Origin of the sequence: Pseudomonas sp. H11T01 (assembly GCF_048515765.1) — a bacterium.
In the GTDB taxonomy this organism is placed as follows: domain Bacteria; phylum Pseudomonadota; class Gammaproteobacteria; order Pseudomonadales; family Pseudomonadaceae; genus Aquipseudomonas.
The window spans coordinates 50,377-69,595 of record NZ_JBLYED010000011.1 but is presented as its reverse complement, the minus strand read 5'-3'; the positions used below and the strand labels follow the sequence as shown (position 1 = coordinate 69,595).

At 57.8% G+C, this 19,219-nt stretch carries 15 protein-coding genes; 13 read left to right on the top strand and 2 right to left on the bottom strand.

Going from position 1 to position 19,219, the window contains the following annotated elements; translation table 11 throughout:
- The first annotated feature begins 545 nt into the window (after window positions 1-545).
- The 6 genes from ACN1C3_RS16375 to ACN1C3_RS16350 all read left to right on the top strand — a co-directional run bounded on the left by ACN1C3_RS16375 (window position 546) and on the right by ACN1C3_RS16350 (window position 7,651).
- The gene (locus ACN1C3_RS16375; protein ID WP_419116815.1) at window positions 546-1,583 is read left to right on the top strand and encodes a 2Fe-2S iron-sulfur cluster-binding protein; all 1,038 of its coding nucleotides are present in this window, start codon (window positions 546-548) and stop codon (window positions 1,581-1,583) included.
- A gap of 52 nt (window positions 1,584-1,635) precedes the next feature.
- Window positions 1,636-3,714, top strand: a complete 2,079-nt coding sequence (locus ACN1C3_RS16370; RefSeq protein WP_419116814.1) for a 3-hydroxyacyl-CoA dehydrogenase NAD-binding domain-containing protein — start codon at window positions 1,636-1,638, stop codon at window positions 3,712-3,714.
- A gap of 4 nt (window positions 3,715-3,718) precedes the next feature.
- A complete protein-coding gene (locus ACN1C3_RS16365; protein WP_419116813.1) occupies window positions 3,719-4,495 on the top strand; it encodes an SDR family oxidoreductase in 777 nt (258 codons plus the stop codon).
- Between the two features lie 237 nt (window positions 4,496-4,732).
- Entirely contained in the window at window positions 4,733-5,854 is a 1,122-nt protein-coding gene (locus ACN1C3_RS16360; RefSeq protein ID WP_419116812.1) for a Re/Si-specific NAD(P)(+) transhydrogenase subunit alpha, read from the top strand.
- A gap of 10 nt (window positions 5,855-5,864) precedes the next feature.
- Window positions 5,865-6,221 carry an NAD(P) transhydrogenase subunit alpha gene (locus ACN1C3_RS16355; protein ID WP_419116811.1) on the top strand — a complete coding sequence of 119 codons (357 nt, stop codon included), beginning with the start codon at window positions 5,865-5,867 and terminating at the stop codon, window positions 6,219-6,221.
- Entirely contained in the window at window positions 6,218-7,651 is a 1,434-nt protein-coding gene (locus ACN1C3_RS16350) for an NAD(P)(+) transhydrogenase (Re/Si-specific) subunit beta (protein WP_419116810.1), read from the top strand. The genes ACN1C3_RS16355 and ACN1C3_RS16350 overlap by 4 nt, the downstream gene beginning before the upstream one ends.
- Window positions 7,652-7,942: 291 nt before the next feature.
- Here ACN1C3_RS16350 and ACN1C3_RS16345 read toward each other — a convergent pair whose 3' ends face one another.
- Window positions 7,943-8,878, bottom strand: a complete 936-nt coding sequence (locus ACN1C3_RS16345) for a nucleoside recognition domain-containing protein (RefSeq protein ID WP_419116809.1) — start codon at window positions 8,876-8,878, stop codon at window positions 7,943-7,945.
- Window positions 8,879-9,348: 470 nt separating this feature from the next.
- Complete coding sequence (locus tag ACN1C3_RS16340; protein ID WP_419116808.1) at window positions 9,349-10,230, bottom strand: VOC family protein; 882 nt, start codon at window positions 10,228-10,230, stop codon at window positions 9,349-9,351.
- Between the two features lie 260 nt (window positions 10,231-10,490).
- Here ACN1C3_RS16340 and ACN1C3_RS16335 point away from each other — a divergent pair, with 260 nt between their 5' ends.
- The 7 genes from ACN1C3_RS16335 (at window position 10,491) to ACN1C3_RS16305 (ending at window position 19,213) form a co-directional block, all read left to right on the top strand.
- Window positions 10,491-11,369 carry an AraC family transcriptional regulator gene (locus ACN1C3_RS16335; RefSeq protein ID WP_419116807.1) on the top strand — a complete coding sequence of 293 codons (879 nt, stop codon included), beginning with the start codon at window positions 10,491-10,493 and terminating at the stop codon, window positions 11,367-11,369.
- A 765-nt stretch (window positions 11,370-12,134) separates the two neighbouring features.
- The gene (locus ACN1C3_RS16330) at window positions 12,135-14,021 is read left to right on the top strand and encodes a CocE/NonD family hydrolase (RefSeq protein ID WP_419116806.1); all 1,887 of its coding nucleotides are present in this window, start codon (window positions 12,135-12,137) and stop codon (window positions 14,019-14,021) included.
- Between the two features lie 53 nt (window positions 14,022-14,074).
- Window positions 14,075-14,671, top strand: coding sequence for a nuclear transport factor 2 family protein (locus ACN1C3_RS16325; RefSeq protein ID WP_419116805.1), 597 nt, complete (start codon window positions 14,075-14,077; stop codon window positions 14,669-14,671).
- Between the two features lie 230 nt (window positions 14,672-14,901).
- Window positions 14,902-15,912, top strand: coding sequence for a zinc-dependent alcohol dehydrogenase family protein (locus ACN1C3_RS16320; protein WP_419116804.1), 1,011 nt, complete (start codon window positions 14,902-14,904; stop codon window positions 15,910-15,912).
- A 16-nt stretch (window positions 15,913-15,928) separates the two neighbouring features.
- Window positions 15,929-16,393: a nuclear transport factor 2 family protein gene (locus tag ACN1C3_RS16315; RefSeq protein ID WP_419116803.1), complete on the top strand. Its 465-nt coding sequence runs from the start codon at window positions 15,929-15,931 to the stop codon at window positions 16,391-16,393.
- Window positions 16,394-17,410: 1,017 nt separating this feature from the next.
- Window positions 17,411-18,244 carry a fumarylacetoacetate hydrolase family protein gene (locus ACN1C3_RS16310; protein WP_419116802.1) on the top strand — a complete coding sequence of 278 codons (834 nt, stop codon included), beginning with the start codon at window positions 17,411-17,413 and terminating at the stop codon, window positions 18,242-18,244.
- Between the two features lie 63 nt (window positions 18,245-18,307).
- On the top strand, window positions 18,308-19,213 hold the full coding sequence (locus ACN1C3_RS16305) for an acetaldehyde dehydrogenase (acetylating) (RefSeq protein ID WP_419116957.1): 906 nt from the start codon (window positions 18,308-18,310) through the stop codon (window positions 19,211-19,213).
- Window positions 19,214-19,219: the final 6 nt, after the last annotated feature.

Here is a 19,219-nt window from a genome sequence, read left to right as displayed (position 1 = left end):
CCAGTCAGATCTCCAAAGTTAAAGCATAAGCGGCGGCTTCGGGACACGGATCCCACAGTATCGGTCGCAGGCGCTCGCATGCGCGGCGTTGTCGCAGTGGCGCGACGCCGTCGACTCCAGTTGATTCTCTCGTTCGATCCCGTCAGCGAATAGCCGATCTCCGCTCCAGCCCGCGTTTCGCCAGTGAGTCATGCATGCCTGTCAGATGCCCCCCGTTGCTGTAGGGGGGGCACGGCACCTGGCTCATCTGGTCGTTGAGATTTTCGAAATCCTCTGTCAGACCATGAATCCATTGCGCCACCGGTGCTTGCCCTCCATTCGTGAAGGCCACTTCTTCTTGTGCGCTGTAAGTGCTTGGTGAATCTACTTCAATCAGCAGTTGCAGGCCTGATTCAATTCTGGTGGTGAGATTTCCGGGCGAGCTCCCGACACGCGCTTATCACACACGTAATAGTCGTTATAAGCAACTCGCGGACTGAGGCCTTGGGGAGTTCATGTTGTTAACATTATTGCTACCAATCGGCTGATTCGCGAGCACGACCAAAATGCACACTAGCGACTTTTTCGACCTTCCTGTGAAAGAGGTCATTCGAGAAACAGACAGCGCGGTCTCTCTCGTATTCGATGTGCCAGCTGCGCTGACGGAGGCTTTTCAATATCGGCCTGGCCAGTTCCTGACAGTGCGGGTACTTATCGATGGAAAATACCGGCTCCGCTGCTATTCGCTGGCCAGCGCGCCGAATGTCGACGCACTCCATAAAGTGACCATCAAACGAGTCGATCGAGGGCTTGTTTCCAACGAGCTGTGTTTGAACGTCAAGGCAGGGCAAGTGCTTCAGGTGCGGCCACCAGCGGGCGTGTTCGGGCCGGCGCAGCTCGACCAGGATTTTCTGTTGCTGGCCGGCGGGAGTGGAATTACGCCCGTTTTGTCCATCCTCAAAGCGGCGCTTGCAGGCGGCAAGGGGCGTATTGATCTTGTCTACGCGAACAGGGACGAAACGTCGGTCATCTTCCGCGACGAGCTTATCGAGCTTTCTCGTAAGCATCCCGATCGGTTGAATGTCATCCACTGGCTGGAAACCGTCCAGGGGCTACCGACGAGCGATCGTCTGGCCAGTCTTCTCCGGGCGTTCGCTGGACGGGATGTCTTTATTTGCGGTCCGGCGCCTTTCATGGACAGCTCGGTCGTTGCGCTGGAGTCGATCGGCTTGTCGAGAGACAGGATCCATCTGGAGCGTTTCATCTCGCTTCCGGACGAGGAGCCGGAGCCTGCCGCTGTTACCGGAAAGACAGTGGAGACGACTCAAACCGCGACCCGGTTGATTGTCCGGCTCGACGGAAAGGAACGGGAAATCGTTTGGTCCGCAGGGCAGACCATGCTCGACGCGATGATCACCGCGGACATTAATGCGCCTTTTTCATGCCGTGTTGGCGGATGCGCCGTGTGCATGTGCCGTATCAGAAAGGGCGAGGTAACCATGGCCGCAAATCTCGTGCTGGACGAGCGGGATCTTTCAGATGGATGGGTCCTGGCGTGTCAGAGCCAATCGCAATCGGAAGAAGTGCATTGCGAGTTTCCGTAACCGCTGTTGTCGATAGCGATTCCGCCGTTTTCTTTGGATTAATGTGCCTTTTATGAAGCCCTTAAAAATCGAGCAGCGCGGCTGTCTCCTGTTACTTACCATCACAAACCCGCCGGTTAATGTCCTTTCGATTGGGGCGGGAGTCGTTTCTGCGCTTCACGAAACCGTCGTGAATGCGGTCGGCGACCCTTCTGTGGCGGTGATCGCCATCCGCGGCGACGGGCGGGACTTTTGCGCAGGCGCTGACATCAAGGATTTCGAAAACGCGCCCGACGAAGTCGATCGTTTACGCGAGCTGTTCTCGGTCGTCGATGCCTGCCCGAAGCCGGTGGTTGCGATGCTGCACGGCAATGTGCTGGGCGGTGGACTCGAGCTGGCGCTGGCGGCCCATTTCCGCATTGCCGCGCCGGACGCACGACTCGGCTTTCCCGAGGTGATGCTGGGGCTTTTGCCGGGCGGAGGTGGCACGCAGCGTTTGCCGCGTCGGGTGGGGGTAGCGCGGGCGCTCGAGATGATGCTGGGTGGTAAACCGGTTGCTGCGGGGCAGGCCGCGGACATGGGGTTGGTCGATGCGGTGCTGGAAGGCGAGGCGGCACTGGCCTGGGTCGTCGCGCGTGCCGAGAGCAGTCTGGCGGATCGCGCCACTACCGGCCCAGCGGCCGCAGACAGTGCAGCGCTTGATGTCTGGCGTGCCAAGATCGCGCAGCGCCCATCGCTCGGTACCGCTCGCGAAAGCATCGTCGCGTGCGTCGAAGCGGCGACAAGGCTCGACCTGAAACAGGGACTCGCCTTGGAGCGCGAGCTCTTTACCGAACTGCTCCTGTCGGAAGCATCGCGCGGGCTGCGCCACAGCTTTTTCGCGGAGCGCAAGGTTGGACGCCTGCCGGGCTCGGAGGCGAAATTCGAGACTCCCACCATTGCGAGCGTTGCGGTGATCGGGGCGGGCACGATGGGCAGCGGGATCGTGCTCGCGCTGCTGAATGCGCAGTTGCCAGTCACGCTAATCGAACTCAACGAAAATGCGCTGTCGGCCGGTGTCGGCAGGATCGCTAAAGCCATAGACCGGGACGTGGCGAAAGGCCGTCTGACGAACGAGAAGGCGGCCGCCCGCAAGGCGCTGCTCACGACCGAATCCACGGTCGACGCCGCGGCGCAAGCCGATCTCGTGATCGAAGCGGTCTTTGAAGATATCGAGGTCAAGCGCTCCGTTTTCGCTCAACTTGATCGGATCGCCAAGCCGGGCGCCATATTGGCTTCGAATACGTCCACGCTCGATGTCGACCGGATTGCCGACGCGACACAAAGGCCGCACCAGGTCGTCGGGCTGCACTTTTTCAGCCCGGCCAATATCATGCGGCTGGTGGAGGTCGTTCGCGGCGCCGCCACGTCGGCGCAGACACTCGCCGGCGCGCTAGCGCTGGTGCGCAAGATCGGCAAGGTGGGCGTCATTGCGGGAAATTGCGACGGCTTCATCGGCAACCGCATCTTCGAGGAATACTTGCGCCAAGCGTATTGGTTGCTGGAAGAAGGCGCGCTGCCCGCGCAGGTCGACGCCGCGCTGGAGGCGTGGGGTATGGCGATGGGGCCACTCCGTACGATGGATTTGGCCGGGCAGGACATCGGCTGGAGCATTCGCAAGCGCCGCGCGGTGACTCAGCCCAACCGGCCCTATTCGAAGATCCCGGACCTCATTTGCGAGATGGGCCGATTCGGCCAGAAGACCGGCGCCGGCTATTACCGCTATCCGGACGGGCGGACGCCCGAGTCAGATCCCGAGATCGACGAACTTGTGATTCGCCACTCTGCGCAGATCGGTGTCGAGCGCCGAGTCATATCCGATGAAGAAATTGTCGAGCGCTGCGTTTTCGCGATGGTTAACGAAGGCGCCAGAATTCTTTCCGAGGGGATCGCTCACCGGTCGTTCGACATCGACGTGATCTATGTGAACGGTTATGGGTTTCCCGCGGAACGCGGCGGCCCTATGTTCTATGCGGACAGGGTGGGGCATGCCCATATTATCGAGCGGATGAATGATTTTCGGAGCCGTCGCGAGGGCTGGGCTTGGGAGCCGGCGCCGCTGATCGAATGGCTGGTTGAACACGGCGAAACCTTCGCCGATCTCAAGGGATAAGCCGATGGGTACGTTACAAGCACTTTTGGATCTCACTGGCCGTGTAGCACTTGTTACCGGCGGCTCCCGCGGTCTGGGTTTCCAGGTCGCCGAAGCGCTGGGGGAGTTTGGGGCGCGGGTCGTTGTCGTTGCGCGCAAGCAGGGCGAGATCGATACTGCGGTCGCCTCGCTTCGCCAGTCAGGTTATGCGGCCGACGGTATTGCCGCGGATCTCGGCCAGGGCGGACATGCTGAACTGGTGGAGGAAATCGCCGCCAAGTATGGTCGCCTCGACATCCTGGTTAACAATGCGGGTGCAACCTGGGGCGAGGCTGCGGAAGATCATTCGCTCGATGGCTGGAACAAGGTGATCGACCTGAATCTCACGGGGCTGTTCCGGCTGACGCAAGCCGCTGCGAAGCGCTGTTTCATTCCGCAGGGCAAGGGAGTGGTGGTGAATGTCGCCTCAATCGAGGCATTGCAGGCGCATCATCCCAGTATGATAGGCACCGCTGCCTACAACGCTTCCAAAGGCGCGGTGCTGAGCCTCTCTCGCGCGCTTGCTGCTGAGTGGGGGCCGCGAAACATTCGCGTCAATGCGCTCGCGCCCGGGTATTTCCCTTCCAAAATGACCGGTTCGACGCTCGATGCGGCTGGCGATCGGCTCATCGACAACACACCGCTCGGCAAGCTCGGGGGGGCGGACGATCTTAAGGGCGCGGCCTTGTTGCTGGCATCCGATGCTGGCGCACATATCACCGGCCAAGTGATCGTGGTCGATGGCGGCATGACGGTGATCTGACCTCATTCATCCCTGTGGATCGATGTTGTAACGGCCCCGGCCGACGCGTCGGCGGGCGCGCGATTGACGAATTCTGGTAAGAAGGCTTCGGCGCGCTCGACCTCGTTCCTCAGATGGCGCAAGCCCTTTGAGTTCTAGCCTGGTACGTACCAGGCACAAAATCGGCTCTACCTATGAATGCATTTCGGTGCATTCGTAGGGAAGGCTTCTTTATGAAATCTTACCGGAGAACAATAAGTGCATATCGGTGTTCCCCTTGAGACCTTTACTGGCGAGACACGGGTTGCTGCAACCCCCGAAACCATCAAGAAGCTGATCAGCCAGGGCCATAAGGTCACTGTACAAAGCGGCGCCGGCATTAATGCCAGCGTTGTCGACAGTGCCTATGAAGCGGCCGGCGCAAGCATTTGCGGCGCCAATGACGCATTTGCTGCAGAGCTGATTTTGAAGGTGGTCGCCCCCAGCGACAGCGAGCTGGCGCTGATTAAAAGCGGCACCGTGGTGGTGGGGATACTCAACCCGTTCAGCAACGAAACCATCGCCAAGCTGGCCGAGTGCGGGATTACCGCCTTTGCCCTGGAGGCTGCGCCGCGCACCTCCCGCGCGCAAAGCCTGGATGTGCTGTCCTCGCAAGCCAACATCGCCGGTTATAAAGCCGTGTTGCTGGCCGCTCACTATTACCCTCGCTTCATGCCGATGCTGATGACCGCTGCGGGCACCGTAAAAGCGGCGCGTGTGCTGATTCTCGGTGCCGGCGTGGCCGGGTTGCAGGCCATCGCCACGGCGAAACGCCTGGGGGCGGTGATCGAAGCGTCGGACGTGCGCCCTGCGGTAAAAGAGCAGATCGAATCCCTCGGTGCCAAGTTCGTCGACGTGCCCTACGAGACCGACGAAGAGCGTGAATGCGCCGTCGGTGTCGGCGGTTATGCCCGCCCGATGCCGGCCAGTTGGATGCAGCGCCAGGCCCTGGCCGTGCACGAACGCGCCAAGCAGGCGGACATCGTCATCACCACCGCGCTGATTCCCGGGCGCAAGGCACCGACGCTGCTGAGTGCAGAGACCGTGGCACAGATGAAACCAGGCTCGGTGGTCATCGACCTCGCCGCAGCCCAGGGTGGCAACTGCCCGCTGACCGTGGCCGATCAGGTGGTCGTCGAAAATGGCGTGACCATCGTTGGCCCGACCAATCTGGCTGGCGCGGTGGCGGCTGACGCTTCGGCGCTGTACGCCCGCAACCTGCTGGACTTCATGAAGCTGATCTTCACCAAAGAAGGCCAGTTCGAGATCAACCTTGAAGACGATATCGTCGCCGCGTGCCTGATGTGCCGCGACGGCCAGATTGTGCGCAAGAACAGCTGAGGATAAAACAATGGAAGACATGCTGATCTCTCACGGTATCTACAACCTGATCATCTTCGTGCTGGCGATCTATGTCGGCTACCACGTGGTCTGGAACGTGACACCTGCACTGCACACACCGCTGATGGCGGTTACCAACGCCATCTCGGCCATCGTGATCGTCGGCGCCATGCTCGCCGCCGCCCTCACCGTGACCCCGCTGGGCAAGACCATGGGCACCCTGGCCGTGGCCCTGGCTGCGGTCAACGTGTTTGGTGGCTTCCTGGTAACCAGGCGCATGCTGGAAATGTTCAAGAAAAAAGCGGCCCCGGTAAAAGCGCCGGCTGCCAAGGCTGAAGTAGTCAAGGGCGAGGTGCAGCAAGCATGAGCATGAACCTGGTTACTTCCCTGTATTTGATCGCCTCGGTCTGCTTCATCCAGGCCCTCAAAGGCCTGTCGCACCCGACCACGTCGCGGCGCGGTAACCTGTTCGGAATGCTCGGCATGGGCCTGGCGATCCTCACCACCGTCGGCCTGATCTATAAGCTGGGCGCAGAGCTGGCCACCGCCGGAATCGGCTACGTCATCGTCGGCCTGCTGGTCGGCGGCACGGCCGGTTCGATCATGGCCAAACGCGTGGAAATGACCAAGATGCCGGAACTGGTCGCCTTCATGCACAGCATGATCGGTCTGGCCGCGGTGTTCATCGCCATTGCGGCGGTCGTCGAGCCGCAGTCGCTGGGTATCGTTGCGCAGCTGGGCGACGCGATCCCGGCCGGGAACCGCCTGGAGCTGTTCCTCGGTGCTGCCATTGGTGCGATCACCTTCTCCGGTTCGGTCATCGCCTTCGGCAAGCTGTCGGGCAAGTACAAGTTCCGCCTGTTCCAGGGCACACCGGTACAGTTCACCGGCCAACACAAACTGAACCTGTTGCTGGGCGTGGCCACACTGGCGCTGGGCATCACCTTCATGCTGACCGGCGACCTCAACGCCTTCGCCTTGATGCTGGCCCTGGCCTTCATCATGGGTGTGCTGATCATCATCCCGATCGGTGGCGCGGACATGCCAGTGGTCGTGTCGATGCTCAACAGCTACTCCGGCTGGGCAGCGGCCGGTATCGGCTTCTCGCTGAACAACTCGATGCTGATCATTGCCGGCTCGCTGGTGGGCTCAAGCGGCGCGATCCTCTCGTACATCATGTGCAAGGCGATGAACCGTTCGTTCTTCAACGTCCTGCTCGGCGGTTTCGGCAATACAGCTGACGCCGGTCCTGCCGGCGCCAAGGAAGCCCGCCCGGTCAAATCCGGCTCGGCTGACGACGCGACGTTCCTGCTGACCAACGCCGACACCGTGATCATCGTTCCGGGCTACGGCCTGGCGGTAGCCCGAGCGCAACACGCGCTGAAGGAACTGACCGAGAAGCTGACTCACCGCGGCGTGACCGTGAAATACGCGATCCACCCAGTTGCCGGTCGGATGCCGGGCCACATGAACGTACTGCTGGCCGAGGCTGAAGTGCCGTACGACCAGGTGTTCGAGATGGAAGACATCAACTCCGAGTTCGGTCAGGCCGACGTGGTGCTGGTGCTGGGCGCCAACGACGTGGTCAACCCGGCCGCGAAGAACGATCCAAAATCGCCGATTGCCGGCATGCCGATCCTCGAAGCGTTCAAAGCCAAGACCATCATCGTCAACAAGCGCTCGATGGCCAGCGGCTATGCCGGCCTGGACAACGAACTGTTCTACCTGGACAAGACCATGATGGTGTTCGGTGACGCTAAAAAGGTCATCGAAGATATGGTTAAGGCAGTGGACTAGCAACGCTTTCCAGTAGGGCTGGTGTAAGTATGTACGCGTAAACCTGTTATTCGCGCGGGCAATGCCAGCCTTACTTTTTGAACGAGCCGCATGAAAGACAGGACACCGTCCTTAGGATAAGGGATAGCCAAACGGTTATGTTTATGGCTAACAGGAAGGATTAGAGTGGGGAGCCATTGGGCCAGGAGCTGCGGCATCTCAGTGGGTTTGATTGTTTCCACTTGGGAGGCGAGGGCATTTGGGGCCCGGGATGCGAATGGTGCGCTCAATTATGATGCGGGCAATCTGGCTTCAGCTAATAAATATGTGAATCAAAGTCCTCACGATAATCCCTATCACACCGCCTATCGCTGCGTGTTTCCATACTTTGGCAACACGGGGCCCCGCCGAAATCAGGATCGCTACCCCTGGAAGATCGAAAGTGTGAATCAGCCATCCGGCACTGGCGTTTATCAGATGAGCATCGATCAAATGCTGACTATGAAGGCTGACCATGACTCCAAGCACGGCCGTGCCTCCACCAAGATATTTTGTAAGTGAAGGAACGATTAAGGTGGGCGGCACACCTGCCCAGGTGAGAACCGGGGTCAAGACCTGCTCAATCATACTGAACGCGCCGGTCTCCTTGAGAAGCGCCACCGCAACGAGAGCTAGTGCCACCAACGGAATGGTTGCAACCGCAATTTTGAAAGCCTCTGCTCCCGCTTGATTAATCACCTGTAAGACGCCGCCGGGCCCTTTGAACTCGGGGTGCTCGATCGCATCGCTCAGGGGGGCCTCAGCTGAGGAGAGTGATCGGCCGACCACATGAAACGTAACCGCTGACGCCACTATTCCCCCGAGTCCTGAGACCAGTAGCGTCGTGCCTAAATGCAGGCCTATTGCACTCATCGGATAGACCACATTGGCCTGGGCCATTGCGAATATCATCGCGAGCGTCGCTGCAAGGTGCCGATCGGAAGCGCCTCTTCGATCCATCATAGCCAGGGTAGCGAGTGGGGCAGCAAAGCTCACCAGATTTACTTGTATCATCGCGAACAAGCTCAGGCCGGTCAGCCCTGCCGGGCGCAAGACCGGAGCGAGTTTAGCCACTAACCAATCCAGGACTCCGGCAGCCTCGATCAACCGCATCAAACAAAGCATCACCACCATAATCGGCAAAAGTACAAATAACGCTAGCTCGACAGCGGATCGCCCCATTGTCATGATTATGGCTATCAAATCCATACTGCTAGAATTCTCCAACTCCGATTGGATGGTTTTGTCTTAAATAAAAAATAGAAGCACGGCCCAGTTTTACATAGGCGCGCGCTTCTCGTGAAAGACTTAACAACGCCGCGATTACCTGAGTAGAGACGCGGTCTCGTCAACCGCCATCGTCGGAAAGCCGTCCTGAGCAAGCTTACCCTGCGGGTGAGCTACTCGCTTGGCTTAATGGAATTAGGGCATTTCGCGCCACGCAGCGCCTGAGCGAAGCACCAAGAGCAAGTCATAGCGCTTCAAACAATGATCAACCCTGGGCCGAGTCATTCCGGAAAGAACGTACTCCGAAGCTGCTTCAGTGCCGCTTAACCACCGAGGCCTCCTGCCATCGATGGGCGCGAACTCAACCGAATACAGTCAAGTGCGGCGACAGCGGCTTCAAAGAACTACACCCATCGTAGGTAGTTAATATGGTGAGCACACGCGAATCTGCATTATCTATTTAGAACGAAGTGATGTCCCCAATGGCTGGCGCGAGTCGTTTCGAACACTGTGTGCCGGTCCCAATCCTTGTAAATAGCGCCGTGACCGATTTCGATCATGAATCCGTGCGGTGACAGGAAATAGAAGGACACACAGTCATCGTTCACGTGCTGCCCGAGCGTCAGCACCAATGGATGTCCAGCATCCTGCACGCGGTCGAGTGCCATTCCAACTTCCTTGAGAGAGGCCACCTCAATGCAGAAGTGCACGCAACCGTTCGGGGACGGCATTTCGGCCAGTGCGAGGCTGTGCTGGCGCTGGTTGCCACAGTGATTAAAGTTCACGCGCACCTTACCCGGACCGAACTGCATCTTGATGATATCGGACAATCCGAAGCCGAGGGTTCGCTCGAAAAACGCCTGCGAGGAATCCAGATCGGCTGTGGGAAGCACAACATGACCCATGCCAATGCCGTCCGTCACGAAATTGACGGAGATGTTCTTAGGTGGACTGAATGGCAGGAATGCTGAAATGAAGCACCAATAGAGTTCGATCCGGTTTCCATCCGGATCCTGAAACCAGATGAATTCCTGAACCTTACGGAACGCACATTCCTCAGCGCTTCCCTGATGCCATTCAACATCGCTGCGGACAAGCGCCAGTCTGACTTCCTCGAACCCAGACTGGCTGTCGATCTCCCACCCACTCGCTACCAGCTGCTCCGATTGGCCAGGCAGCACCGCGATACGGAAGTCGCGTTCGTCCATTTTGAGATAGAGAGAACCACTCTCATTATCTGTCGTCGAAAAACCAATCACGTTTTCAGCAAGCGTGCGCCATCCAGCGACGTCTGCGGAGCTGAAAATGAGATAGCCAAGTTGTCGGATTTTCACTGCGCCTCCTCGATCTTTGTTCCGGCATCACCATGTGCCGCCGTGCCCTGTGAAACTAGCACGGCGGTGTATGGGCAGAAGGTGCATTTCCTTGTGAAATCAGGTGATCGCTTGACTTATCCGGCAATGACAACATACCGCTCGCGCAGGGCCGTGTTGATCTAGAGCCATTACTCATGCATTGTTTATCCGACAGGTCCATGGCGAGTCTGACGTCATGGGGTTCGAGCAACAATAATAATAATAGTGGGAGATAGTAGATGGGAACGACAGATAGCACCTTCACTCATCGGGTGATTGCGTCAAAGTCTATGCCCGGCGTGACCTTCCAAGTCGTTGATTATCATTGGAATGCGCGCGCCGATATCTTGGATTGCCAGCCGGAACTCCTGCTGCGTTGGCGTATGCGACCCTACCGTATTAAAGCTGAAGGATGGGTGAAGCCGGGCAAGCCCGCCAAGTTCGGGCAGTTGATGCTGCACCCCGGCCTTATTGAAACCCATGCGAAAGGCGCAGATGTCAGCGAAGATTCGCGAACATTGGTTTGCAAGTTTGAGCCGGACTGGCTTGAGCAGATAGTCGGCAGGCGCATCATCACGGCATCCCAAGACTTGGAACCGATTTTTGACCTACGCCACAGTGGCATCAATCATGCGATGAAACGGCTTATGCACGAGCTGCTAGAGCCTAGCATGGCCTCTGACTTTCTGGTCGAGGGTCTGGCGATGTCGACCGCAGTTGATATCGCACGGATCCTCGGCACCGTAGACGATAGCGAGGAGGCTAAAGGAACTCTGTCGCGCAGGCGCATGAATACGATTCGTGAATTTGTGGAGTCATTCGAAGACGGGAGTCCCACACTGAGCGACATTGCGAAGCAATGCGGAATCAGCGTTGCGCACCTTCGCAAGCTTTATAAAGCAACCACTGGGCAGACTCTGCATAACTATATCGAGGGGGTCAGGACCGAGCGGGCGAGGAACCTGTTGCTTGACACCGATTTGTCGCTGAAGGTGATTTCCTACAGGCTCGGCTTTGGACATCCCAGCGCCTTCTCCTTTGCGTTCAAAAAAATGACGGGTGAAGCTCCTCGTGATTTCCGGATTAACGGTACTAGTGGTCGTCCTCTCTCGCACTGAGAGGGTCGTACTTCGACGCCGAGTATCCGATCGCGGATCTAGAAAAATTGGCGCAGTAAATTGCGTCATGTTTGCGGTTCCATGGGGCGTCCGGGCTAAAGCTCGGTCGCCTTTTTTTTACGGCTCAGCCAGCTCTTATACCTCCAGCAGCTCGTGCCAAACGAACGACGGGAATCGGCCCGCTAGTCCCTGCCCTTGCACGGTCGTGGGGCCACCAGAACGGCCTCGCCGAAGCGGTGGTTTTCGGCTCAGCACTGCGCGCCCCTGGCACTTGCTTATTCCAGCCGCGGTTTAGCCTTGCAGCCAAGCCCTATATAGCAGGCCAGGCTGACCAAAAAGTCCATTGATCGTCGGCCTCCTACAGCGGCCTCAGTTTTGGTTTGGGTCGCTGCGCAGCTGGATGTTGCTGTCCGGTCTAGCCTGGCGTAGTCGACGCAACCTTCGGCTAACGATCGCCGCGATTTGCTTGCCGGTCAGCCGCTTGCCGAGAGCATCCTATCCGGGTGCGCACCGGCGAGCTATCAGGGCATAACCCGGTTCGCTCTCGCAGGATGAGCGCAGCCAGGGCTCAATCGTCATCTCAACTTAACGATGGACGCGCGGTTTTCGCGGGAAATGCGCGATCTCGTAATCTTCCAATTGTTGCCTGCGATACTTCGGGCATTCTACAGTCGCTCTACACAAAAACGGCTGAGCATTAAGGAAAGCCGTGGGCATTTAGCTCAGGGCGCTGCAAATGTTCATCGCTACAGCAGAGGACGCCCGATGTCACGAATTGACGGAGCACCGCTCCCTTTATCATCACCGTACGGTGTGAATCGCAACGTCAAGGTCAAGATGCGCGATGGCGTTGAGCTGGCGACCGATATCTATCGCCCGGCCCATGCCGCGACCGAAGCGCTGCCGACAATCCTGATACGCACACCCTATGACAAGATGTTCCCGTTTCAATGGCATGTGAACTCGCCCTATGAGTTCACGAAGCGGGGCTATATCAGTGTGATTCAGGATGTGCGCGGCACTTTTTCATCGGAAGGAGAGTTCGATCCGCTGATCAATGAAAGCTGGGGCGACCGGCAGGACGGCGCGGACACGATCGCCTGGATCCGTCGGCAACCCTGGTCGAACGGCCAGGTGACAACATTCGGCGGCTCCTATATCGGCGGGGTGCAGTTGACGCTGCTGACGATGGACGTACCCGGTTACCAAGCGGCCTTCGTCGAGATGCCTGCGGTCAACAAGGGCGGTGTCTCCTGGCTCTATAACGACCAGATGCTCGACCTTCAGACCAGCTTTTGGTGGTCTGTCTACATGGCCTACACCCTTGCCGCCAATCAGCCGGAACTGCTTGCGCGCATCGCCGCCGACGAAGTGGAAGCAGGGATCAAATGCAGCGATACCCTTATGAATCCCAACTGCGTGTGGGAACTGCTGCGCGGTCGTAGCCTGCGTGACGCGTTGATCGTACGTCATCTTCCCTTCTGGCACAGATGCCTCGACGCGCGCGAGAATTCCAGCCTGTTCGACACGACCGATGCCCTGTCGCGGCTAGACAGGGTGATGAAACCGATCGTACATTTTTCTGGATGGTATGATCTGTTCAACCAGAATTCGATCGATGCCTATGTCGGCATCACCGCATCAGGCGCCACGCCGGAGGCACGGGAAGGCCAGCGTCTCTGGATCGGACCGTGGGGGCATCAGCCAAGCCCGACCTTCAGGCAATTCCCGGAAAGCCAACTGGATGACCTTGCGGCGGCGGCAGCGTGGATGGACCAGCAGCTTCGCGGCGAAACGCATCCGGCCTTCGATCATCCCGTCATCATCTATGTGATGGGTGAGAATCGGTGGCGCGCTGAAACTGCGTGGCCGTTGCCTGGCACGCAGCCGGTCACTTATTACCTGCACAGCGAAGGCGCCGCGCGTTCGGCCAATGGCAACGGCATCCTCACTACCGTGCTGCCGTCCGCAGCGCAGACGTCAGACACCTACCTCTATGACCCGGCCGATCCGGTGCCGACCCTTGGTGGGCGTGGGGTCATGGGAGGGCCGGTCAACCAGCGCCCGAATGACGAGCGGGACGACGTGCTGGTCTACACGACCGCGCCTCTCGAGGAAGATCTGGAGGTTACCGGTTCGGTGCGCGTGACCCTCCACGCCAGCTCGTCAGCCACCGATACGGACTGGTTCGTCACACTTGTCGATGTCTTTGCGAATGGCGAATCCTACAATCTTGGGGCCGGCAGCGTTCGGGCACGCTATCGGAAGTCTCGTTCAGAGCCGGTTGCATTGAAGCCAGGCGAGGTTGTCGCCTACGAAATCGACATGATGCCTACTAGCAACGTGTTCAAGAAGGGCCATCGCATCCGATTAATCGTGAGCAGCTCGAACTTCCCTGAAAGCGACATCAACCCCAATCAGTTCATCGATCTGTCGGAGGCGACGCCGGCGGACTACGTCGTAGCCGAGCAGGCCGTGCATCACAATGCCGTCTATCCATCGGCGATCGAGTTGCCTGTCATTCCGGCCGATCGGGCGCGCAACTGGATCCCCATGCCCTTTGCGCGACAACCCGGTGGTCCATATTATCAGCAACTCGTAATAGACCTGCCGCCGCCACCGATTGAATGGGACGCACCCGCTGGGGCGTGAACCAGCGTTCCACACGTGCTTCACACGACCAAAAAAAATCGGAGTTTGAACAGATGAACAACAAGAGAGATTTCGAAACTATCGTCCGTGAAATGGACGCGCGACAGCAGATCCATGACTGCATCATGCGATATTGTCGAGGCGTGGATCATGCGGATATGGAGCTTGGGCTTTCGGCATATCATCCGGACGCCAACGACAATCACGGCACTTACAACGGTCCGGCCGAGGGCTTCTTGACTGTGTCGTTGGAAGTGGTCAAGGAATTGGAAATCCTGCGTCACATCATTTGCAATGAATATGTCGAGTTTGACGAGACGAATCCGTCCGTTGCACGGTCGGAAACGGTGGTGCTCGGCACCGTCTATTACAAGCATGAGGATGGCTATCAGGTTTCGTTAGTCTCTTGCCGGTATCTGGACCGTTTCGAAGAACGTGATGGGGTTTGGAAGATAGCTGACAGGCAGCTGGTCCGGGATTGGGAGGCAGACCTTCCTGCGCACGGTCCCGAGGGTACTCCGTCCACGAACGGTATGCTGCGGGGCCGCCTGAACACGTCTGACCCGTCCTTTGGTCTTGGCTTCAAGCGCTGGGGGGATTCCGAGCGTCCGCCGGTTTCCGAGGTTCGCATTGGAGACGGTCAAGCTTGACCGAGCGCGCCCCGCAGTCAGAACAGATTGGGGGCGCCGATCTTTTTTGATACCCGTATCACGGACCGGCGTCCAGTTCGAACCCTCAAGCTTGACGGTGGGCATTGGTGTTGCTGATGGCCATGCCAACCTCGCGACGACGCAAGAAATCAGAAGCGAGGCTTCAGGGTTTGCGTACCGTCAGGCTAAAACACTGCAGAACTCATAGGAAAAATTAAATGGTGGATCACATGCGTCGCTGGACGACTAGCAGCCTTGGATTATCAACGCTCAGTCTGGGAGATGTTCCCATTCCCAAGCCCGGCCATGGCGAGGTATTGGTCAAGGTTGCCGCGGTGTCGTTGAACTTTCGCGACCTGATGATAATGGAAAATGGCCTATACCAGACGCTTACCTTTCCTTTCGTCCCTGGCGGCGAGTTGGCGGGTTCAGTCACTGCGGTGGGGGAAGGCGTCACTCGCTTCGGAACGGGTGACCGGGTCGTGTCTTATGTAATTCCCGAGTGGCTGGAAGGTCCTCCACCCGGCGACGGACGAGCATCAGGCATCAAAACGGTGGGCCATCATTATCCCGGTGTACTTTGCGAATATGTAGCGTTGCCGCAGGATTGGCTGGTAGCCGCACCGACCAGCCTGAACGATTTCGAGGCTTCGACCCTCAGTGTCGCGGGTTGCACCGCCTGGGCTGCGATGGTTGAGCAGAACGATGTTAAGCCAGGATCTACCGTAGTTATTCAGGGTACCGGTGGCGTGGCGCTCTTCGCGCTGCAGATCGCCAAAATGCTCGGTGCAACGACGATTGTTACCACCAGCAGCGAAGACAAGGCTCAGCGGGTTATCCAGTTGGGGGCCGATCATGTCATCGTTCGTTCCGCAGGTGATTGGGCGGAGGAGGTGTTGCGGTTGACGGATGGGCGCGGCGCGGATCACATCATCGAGTTGGTCGGCGGCGCGGGCATGGCGCAATCGGTCGCCGCGGTTGCGATCGACGGGCACATCCAGGTCGCTGGCGGTCTCGACGAATATGCGATGTCAGCCCCGATACCTCCCATGTTCCACAAAAGGCTGCGCATGCAGGGTATTGTCGCCGGCCCCAGACGCGCATTCGAGGACTTCATCCGGGCCGTTGATGCCAATCACCTGAAGCCAATTATTGCCAAGCGCTATGCTTTCGACGAGCTTCCTCAAGCGTTGGCGCATCTGAAGGCGGGTGCGTTCGGCAAGATCGTGATAGACATTTGAAGCTGGGGGATAGGCATTGGACATACTAACAAAACTCTTGGCAATCGAAGAAATCAAGTGTCTCAAGGCGCGATATTTTCGAGGAGTCGACACTCAGGACTGGGTGTTGATGAAAGACACATTTGCCGACGACATAGTCTTGGACTTTCGAGCGGCAACAACCTTGCCGGACGGTACAAATTTGATGCCCGGCGCCACTGTCGACCTGTTACGCGGTGCATCTTCTGCTATGCAGGCAATTCAGGCGGCGGTGACTGGCGTCTCAACGGTTCATCATGGTCACATGCCGGAGATCGAAATTGTCGATGACAATAACGCCCGAGGAATCTGGGCGATGGCTGACCTGATGAAGTTTCCGGCTGGGGCTCCAGTCAGCGAACTTGCAGGGTACGGTTACTACCATGAGACCTACTGTAGGGTGCAAGGTCAATGGAGAATCAATTCGCTGACGGTGACACGCCTTCGGCTTGGCCCGCCTTAAAATCGCTCTGCCGTTACGAAGACTGAACACAAGGCCGATGGTCCGTCAGAATGGGCCATCGGTACACCGCGACAATTCTCGAAGAGCGCTTGCGCAGGCAGTCGTGCTGTCTATCGGGCAGTTCACTTGGACGGAGGGCGCTCGGGGCGAAATCCAAAAGCGTTGCTTGCGGAGCATGAGAACTACTTCCCCTCCAGATTATGTTCTGCGATCTGCAACGCGTTTTATCCGCCAAATGCCAATGCGCAATTCCCCGACAACTTCACCTTGTTTGTTTGCGGTTATCTATGGGTGTCCAAATCGGTCAAGCAGAACGAGGTCGTCGGGCATCGTCCACAGCAAAGCTAACTCCTAGGATTCGACGCAGTTAACGTTGGCGTCGCCTATCAAGCAAGCCACCGAGCCTGCTACCTCTGTGTTCTTCCCCTGGATATGACGACAAGACCAGGTGCCTGAGTCCGTGGCTACCTGCGCAAAACTGGACGTCCGGATAAACCAGGCGCCATTGCTCGCAAGTTTGCTCCCCACTCTTTTTATCGACGACAACGTACCTCACCGGTAACGCTCTGATTTGCTCAAGAACGGTCGACGCTGCATACCGTGAAAGGGACTGTGCCAAGCGTTTATCGAAAACGTGTCAGTGACGGAGTGAGAGGGGCGCGTTAATACATTCCAGGGGCAAAACAAACACGGATACCTCAAGACTTGATCGCTTTGGATAGGTGATGTGGCGATGGGTAATCAGCGGACGCACTTACAATATCGATTATCGGATGCCCATCCAGCCTTGGCGAAGAAAGGGTGGCGCATCGAGCCATCAACAAAGCATCGCTACAGGAGGCGCAGGCATGTCAACCAAGCTACTCGGCTACGCCACTGTGCCGCTCTCGGGGCTCTCATGGTCTTCACTGGCGCGTTGTTCACTTAACCAGAGTTTCTTCGGTGTCTCGAACCTTGGCGGTGCGAGCTCGGGGCGCGAAAACTTGGACTTTTTCATTTGACATGCAGGTAAATGATATGGGTGATTCCGTCAGTATTCCAGCTCTTCTACCCACGGATGCGCGTCGAGAGACCCTTCGGCAAGCCATTGGAGAGGAACTCTTTCACGCCTTGCGTGGCCGCCAGACCGTTGCGCCGCTCAGCGGGCGCGGGCTGCAACTGAACATCGACGATGCCTATGCAATATCGCTCGCTTCGCTGAGTCTTCGTTGCGCGGATGGTGAGCGTGTCGTGGGTAAAAAAATCGGAGTTACCTCCAAGGCCGTCCAGGACATGTTGGGTGTGTATCAACCTGACTTCGGTTTTCTGACCGACCAGATGGAGGTTGCCAATGGTGCTCCCATCGACGTTAACGCGCGTCGGCTGATCCAGCCCAGAGCCGAGGCGGAGATCGCTTTCATCCTTGGGTCAGACCTCATTGGGCCAGGCATAACGGAGTCTGACGTGCTCGAAGCAACCGACTGGATCGCACCTTGCTTCGAAATAGTGGACAGCCGCATTGACGATTGGCAGATCGGTATCGTCGATACGATTGCGGACAACGCTTCCTGCGGAGTCTATGTGCTCGGGGAGAGCCGCGTGAGTCCTAATGGGCTTGATCTGTCTGCATTGAAAGTCACGGTGTGGAAAAACGGTGAATTCCTGAGCGAAGGCTTCGGCTCCGCTGTTCAAGGATCACCCCTCACCGCCGTCGCCTGGCTGGCGAATACTTTAGGCCAATACGGCGTATCGCTGAATGCCGGAGACGTGATTTTGTCCGGAAGCCTTGTTCCACTGGCCCCAGCGGTTGCTGGCGATCGCTTTGAAATGGAGTTGCAGGGCGTCGGGCGCGCGTTGACGTGTTTCATTTGAGGTCCTGTGATTTCGTTCGATTCGACTGCGCTACTGCGCACAACACCAAGAGGAATTTCTTCCATGACTAAAATTCGCTGCGCGCTGATTGGGCCAGGCAACATCGGCACCGATCTTCTGTACAAGCTCAAGAGAAGCCCCTTCTTGGAGCCAGTCTGGATGGTTGGTATCGATGAGACCTCAGAAGGTCTGGCACGCGCCCGTGACATGGGTTTAAAAACCACCAGCGACGGCGTTGATGGTCTGTTGCCGCATGTTGAAGCAGACGACATCCGTATCGTTTTTGATGCCACCAGTGCCTACGTACATGCGGAAAACAGCCGCAAGTTGAATGAGCTAGGCGTGCTGATGATCGACTTGACGCCTGCCGCTATCGGCCCTTACTGCGTGCCGCCAGTTAATCTTGAGGCCATCCTTGAGTCCGGTGCCATGAACGTCAACATGGTCACCTGTGGCGGCCAAGCCACCATTCCAATAGTGGCGGCAGTCTCAAGCGTACAACCTGTGAAATACGCTGAGATCATCGCTACCGCCGCCTCCAAATCAGTAGGTCCCGGCACGCGAAAAAACATTGATGAATTTACCCGCACAACATCCAGCGCTATTGAAAAAGTTGGCGGTGCTAAAGAAGGCAAAGCCATCATCATCATTAACCCGGCCGAACCACCTTTGATCATGCGCGACACAGTGCATTGCCTGACCGAAGGCGAGCCTGATCAAGAAAGGATCACCGTCGCGATCAATGCCATGATCAAAGAAGTACAGAAATACGTGCCTGGCTACACCTTGGTCAACGGCCCGGTGTTCGAAGGAAATCGGGTGTCGATCTTTCTGGAAGTCGAGGGTTTGGGAGACTACCTGCCGAAATACGCCGGCAACCTCGACATCATGACTTCGGCCGCCGCACGCACCGCGGAAATGTTCGCCGAGTCCCTGATCAAAAAATCGCGGCAGCCAGCCACCGCTTAAGGAGCG